Below are 5,865 nucleotides of genomic sequence, written 5' to 3'. Positions count from 1 at the left end.
TAATAAGTAATCTGGTAACGGCCCCGATTCTACGCTTTCGGCAGCCCCCCGGGGACCGGGCCAGTGGCCTAAGCTCCCAGCTTGCGATCCAGTGGCGTAAGCTTCCAGCTTGCGATCCCCTGACGCAGCCTCGCTGCGTGCGATCCCCCGGAAGCCTCGCTGCGTGCGATCCCACACAGCCTCCCAACTCACGTCCGATCCCACCACCCCAGCCACCCCACGTGACGCGGTTGATCCCCCACGACTCCGACGCCACCCATTTTTTCCGGGACAGAAACGTCGCACGAGCGTGACGATCCGAAGCGGCACCGACACGTCGTCGCCCGCTCGGCCCCCCGAACATTCTGGTCGCCGGATCGCTCATTGACAATTCAGAGCTTTCAGCCGACAGTGAAGGCTTCGATTTCAGCATTCCTACGCTTCCCCCACCCCACTTATGACCGATGCCGACACGTCCGCCCCGCGGACCTTGCTAGACAAAATCTGGGACCAACACGTCGTCCACCAACCGGAATCCGGACCGGCGATTTTGTACATCGATCTGCACCTGGTTCACGAAGTCACCAGCCCCCAGGCCTTTGAAGGGCTGCGGATCAACGGGCGTCAAGTGCGTCGGCCGGAGCGAACGCTCGCCACGCCGGACCACAACGTCCCGACCAGCGACCGATCACTGCCCATCGCCGACCCGATCAGCCGCAAACAGATCGAAACGCTGCGGAACAACTGTGCCGAATTCGGCGTCCAGCTGTTCGACATCGGCGACGTCCGCCAAGGCATCGTCCACGTCATCGGCCCCGAAAACGGCTACACCCAACCCGGCATGACGATCGTCTGTGGCGACAGCCACACGGCCACCCACGGTGCGTTCGGCGCCCTCGCCTTTGGGATCGGGACCAGCGAAGTCGAGCACGTCTTGGCGACGCAAACCTTGCTGCAATTCAAACCGAAAACGTTTGAACTGCGCGTCGACGGCGAATTGCCCAAGGGCGTGACCGCCAAGGACATGATCTTGTACTTGATCGGCAAGATCGGAACCGCCGGCGGCACCGGTTATGTGCTCGAGTACACCGGGGACTGTGTGCGAAATCTGACGATGGAAGAACGCATGACGGTCTGCAACATGTCGATCGAGGCGGGGGCACGGGCCGGGATGATCGCACCCGACCAAACCACCTTCGATTACTTGAAAGGGTTGCCCGAAGCACCGGCCGATTTCGATGCCGCCGTCGCCCGCTGGAAACAACTCTCCACCGACGCCGGAGCGAGCTATGACAAGTCGCTTCACTTCAACGGTGCCGACATCCAGCCCCAAGTCACCTGGGGCACCAACCCCGGCCAAGTGATCAGCGTCAAAGACAAGACACCCGATCCGGCTGACTTCTCCGATCCGACCGATCAGAAAACCACCCGCGACGCGCTCAGCTACATGGGGCTTCAAGCGAGCACTGCGATGGAGGAGGTTGCGATCGACCGCGTCTTCATCGGTTCCTGCACCAACGCACGCATCGAAGACCTGCGGGCGGCCGCCGAAGTCATCAAGGGGTACCACGTCAGCGACAAAGTCAACGCGATGGTGGTCCCGGGCAGCGGTAAAGTGAAAGTGCATGCCGAACGCGAAGGCCTGGACAAGATCTTCCGCGAAGCCGGATTCGATTGGCGGGAAGCCGGTTGCAGCATGTGTTTGGCCATGAACCCCGACAAATTGGCGCCGGGCGAACGCTGTGCCAGCACCAGCAATCGAAACTTCGAAGGCCGGCAAGGCAAGGGCGGACGAACGCACCTGGTCAGCCCCGCGATGGCCGCCGCCGCAGCCATCCAAGGACACTTCGTCGATATCCGCGAGTGGGACTACAAGTCCTGAAAAACTTGCCGAACGAGACGTGGAATCGGCTTCCAGCCTGTCATCCCCTGACGCGACCCACCTGCAAGCCGATCTCACCACCGAGTTCCGAAGCGACTTCAACCAAACAACTTTCTTCAATCAATCATGCAAAGCTTTACCAAACACACCGGCATCGTCGCGACGATGGATCGTGCCAACGTGGACACCGATCAAATCATCCCCAAGCAGTTTCTCAAACGGATCGAACGAACCGGATTCGGGCAATTCCTGTTCTACGACTGGCGTTTTCTGGAAGACGGCGAAACGCCCAACCCGGAATTTGAACTGAACCAGCCCGCCGTCAAAGGCGCCTCGATCCTGGTCGCCCGTCGTAATTTCGGCAGCGGATCGAGCCGCGAACACGCCGTCTGGGCGCTCGACGATTATGGGTTCCGCAGCGTGATCGCCCCTTCGTTCGCCGACATTTTCTTCAACAACTGTTTCAAAAACGGCGTGCTGCCGATCACGTTGGCCGAGTCCGATATCGATCATCTGTTCGAAACCGCGAAAGCCAAGGGGACGTACGAATTGACCGTCGATCTGGAGAATCAAGTCGTCAAAGACGGCGACGGTTGGGAGCGGTCGTTCGAAGTCGACGCCAGCCGCCGCGACAAGATGCTGCAAGGCTTGGACGATATCGGACAAACCCTCAAGTTCGAAGACAAGATCTCCCAGTACGAAGCCGCCCGAACCTGGTAGGGCATGCCGTGCATGCCACCACGGATCGTAGGGCATGCTGTGCATGCCGTTGCGGATCGTGATCGTCAACCCGCGCCACGTGTCCTGCACCACCACGGTAGCGCAGCGTCGTCAGGCGATCTTCAGCGTTACGGTCGAGTTCTCGTGCGGTTGGGAACTCCGACGCTCACCGCCGCGTCGCCAGAAACACCGCGACGCCGCTCCAAACGAACGCGAACCCGACGAGCGTGTAGGTCGACATCGGTTCGCCGAAGTAAAACGCGCCGACGAAGAACTGCAACGTCGGCCCGATGAACTGCAGGACGCCGATCAACGTCAGTGGAATGCGTTGTGCCGCGGCGGAGAAAAACGCCAGCGGAACCAACGTCAAAAATCCACCGATGATCAACATCCAGTCCAGCATCGGGTCGCCGCGGCCAAAGTCACCGGCGCCGCCTTGGTACAAGAACGCCAAATAGACCAGCGTCGGCGACAAAAGCACGAGCGTTTCCAAGAACAAGCCGTTCATCGGATCCAATCGGGCTTTCTTTTTGACCAACGCATATCCGGCAAACGAACCGGCCATCAGCAACGAAACCCACGGGAACTGGCCCGCGGCGACGGTCATCACCGTGACGCCGACTCCGGCCAGGCCCACCGCGCCCCAACGCGGGGCCGACAACCGCTCACCGAGCACAACCACGCCAAGCAACACGTTAAAAAGCGGGCTGATGTAATAGCCCAGCGATGAAAGCAGCACTTGCTCATTGGTCACCGCGTACAGAAACGCCCCCCAATTGATCGCGATCAGAAACGCGGCGGCAGAGTAGATCGCCCACGTTTGTCGCCGCCGAAGTGACTCCAACAACGCCGCCCGAACGATCCGGCTGCTGAGCCGAAATCGAATCACGGCGATCACCATCGAAAACACAAACGCCCAGACGATCCGGTGGCTGACCAACTCCAGCGCCGACGTCCCGCGCAGCAGGTTCCAGAAGATCGGAAACAGGCCCCAAATCACATTGGCGGCGACCGCACAGAAAAATCCCAATCGGGTGGAAGCGGACATGCTGCGATTTGGAAACCCTTGGCAAGCTGCCGTAAAATGGTGAAGGAAAGGATCTCGACAAATCCCTCAACTGGAACAGGGTATAATTCGGGTCCGGAACCGTTGTCATTCTTAGAATGTCTGGGGGCAGACCCGCCACTGGCACTCGCCAGATCAACGCCCGCTAAACCGCAGCCCACTGAAGCCGCAGCCCACTGAAGCCCAGCGCAGTCAACCGCCGCCCACTGAAGCCCAGCCCACCGAACCCGAGCCCCCCATGCGGATATTGGATTTCGTCAAACCCAAGGAACTGTCGCGCGTCGCGCGATTGCAAATCCTGGCGCGGGAGATTGTCGAAGGCTACTGCAGTGGACGACACCGTTCACCCCACAAAGGGTTCAGTGTCGAATTCAAGGAGCACCGACAATATGTCCAAGGCGACGAGCTGAAGAATATCGATTGGAAGGTCTTCGGCAAGAGCGATCGTTTGTACATCCGCCAGTACGAAGAAGAAACCAACCTAAGGTGCCACTTATTGGTCGACCAGAGCGGTTCGATGGCCTACAAGGGGACTCGCAGCGTCGACGGTTTGACCAAGCACGAATACGCCACCCGCCTCGCCGCCGCATTCGCCTACTTCATGTTGGGCCAGCAAGACCCCGTCGCGCTGGTGACGTTTGACAACGACCTGCGGCAACAGGTCCCGCTGCGAAGCCGCCCCTCTCACCTGCAACCGATCCTGTCGGCATTGGTGGCGGACCAATCACGACGCGACACGGACCTGGGCGGCGTGTTCCGCAAGATCGTTCCCAAAGTCGGACGGCGGGGATTGATCGTGATCATTTCCGATTCGATGGGCGACGCCGAATCGATTTCACGATCCCTGGCTCAGTTTCGAGCCAACAAACACGAGATCATCTTCTTTCAAATCTTAGACCCTGACGAAGTGGAGTTTCCGTTTTCGGGACGCATTCAGTTCCGCGACTTGGAACATGCCCTCGACGAACAGACTGTTGATGCCGCGTCGATCCGAGATGCCTATCAGGACCGGCTGGCCCAACACAACGAAGCCTTGCGCGAAGCGAGTCGACGGAGCCGCGTCGATCTGATTCCGATCACCACGGACCAACCCTTTGTCGACGTCTTGCATGAGTATGTCGCGGCGAGGAGACGCGCGGTCCGATGAGTCTTCTCAATGCAGCGTTGGCGTTTGGCGCGTTCGCCTTCACGATCCCGCTGATCATCCATCTGTTCTTTCGCAGCCGGTTCAAAACCGTGGACTGGGGTGCGATGTACTTGCTCGAAAGCGTGGTGCGTGTCAATCGCCGTCGCATGCAGGTGACCAATCTGCTGTTGTTGTTGCTGCGTTGTGCGATCCCGGTACTGTTGGCGTTCTGTCTGGCTCGGCCCGTTTGGACGGGGCTTCGCGCACTCGCCGGCGATGCTCCGAAAACACTGGTCATCGCGATCGATGATTCGCGCAGCATGTCCTTGACGCCGCCGGGCGAACCGTCGCGGATCGAAGTCGCCAAACAAGAACTTCGAACCGTGCTGGCGGATCTGACGCGACGCGATGAAGTGATGTTGGTCCGCGGATCGCGGTTGGGCGCTGTACCGTCCAAGATGGGTGTTTCCGATGCGTTGGCCGGCTTGCGAAAAATCGATGCCCAAGGCAACGCCGTGTCGATCGGTCAACTGGTCGATGCGGCCATCGCCGCCGCCGACGAAGGCTCGCATCCCAGACGCCAGATCCTGGTTGTGTCCGATTTTCAAGCCGGCGCGGTCGATACCGCAACTCTGGAAGCCGCCCGTCGCATCGCCGAAACGAACAAGATCGAAGCGGAATCCGATCGCGGCAATCGACTTGTCATCGACATGTTGGACGTGGGCACTCACTGGGACGACCTGGCCAACGTTTCGGTCGATGCGGTGACCATCGATTCGCCCGTGATCGTCAGCGAACGTTCGGGAGTCTACACGGCGACACTACGCAATGCGTCCGACCTGCCCGCCAACGACTTGCGATTGATCTGGTCGATCGACGGAAAACCGTTGGAACCGCGAGTGGTTTCGATCGACGCGAAATCAACATCTACGAATCGGCTGACCCACACCATCGATCAGGCCGGGATCCATGAAGTCGCTGCGACGATCGATCGTGGTGACGTGCTGGTCGAAGACAATACGCGCAGCGTAGCCGTTGAGGTGATCAACGAGGTCAACGTGTTGTTGGTCGACGGACGGCCCGGCAATGAAC

Annotated in this window: 5 protein-coding genes; 4 read left to right on the top strand and 1 reads right to left on the bottom strand. The window is 59.7% G+C overall.

What is annotated here, in order from left to right:
- Positions 1-436: 436 nt before the first annotated feature.
- Entirely contained in the window at positions 437-1,861 is a 1,425-nt protein-coding gene (gene leuC / locus ABX749_RS18895; RefSeq protein WP_145207550.1) for a 3-isopropylmalate dehydratase large subunit, read from the top strand.
- Positions 1,862-1,987: 126 nt separating this feature from the next.
- Positions 1,988-2,581, top strand: a complete 594-nt coding sequence (leuD, locus tag ABX749_RS18890; RefSeq protein ID WP_372897328.1) for a 3-isopropylmalate dehydratase small subunit — start codon at positions 1,988-1,990, stop codon at positions 2,579-2,581.
- Positions 2,582-2,747: 166 nt separating this feature from the next.
- Here leuD and rarD read toward each other — a convergent pair whose 3' ends face one another.
- Positions 2,748-3,629 (bottom strand): EamA family transporter RarD, encoded by an 882-nt coding sequence (rarD, locus tag ABX749_RS18885; protein ID WP_372897327.1) that lies wholly within the window; start codon positions 3,627-3,629, stop codon positions 2,748-2,750.
- A gap of 256 nt (positions 3,630-3,885) precedes the next feature.
- Here rarD and ABX749_RS18880 point away from each other — a divergent pair, with 256 nt between their 5' ends.
- A complete protein-coding gene (locus tag ABX749_RS18880) occupies positions 3,886-4,794 on the top strand; it encodes a DUF58 domain-containing protein (RefSeq protein WP_145207554.1) in 909 nt (302 codons plus the stop codon).
- On the top strand, positions 4,791-5,865 hold a 1,075-nt coding region (locus tag ABX749_RS18875; RefSeq protein WP_372897326.1), incomplete at its 3' end, for a BatA domain-containing protein. The genes ABX749_RS18880 and ABX749_RS18875, both read left to right, overlap by 4 nt.

The sequence above is a fragment of the Stieleria sp. genome (genome assembly GCF_041595215.1).
Lineage (GTDB): Bacteria > Planctomycetota > Planctomycetia > Pirellulales > Pirellulaceae > Stieleria > Stieleria magnilauensis.
The sequence above is the reverse complement of the archived record's forward strand: the minus strand, read 5'-3'. Positions and strand labels throughout refer to the sequence as shown.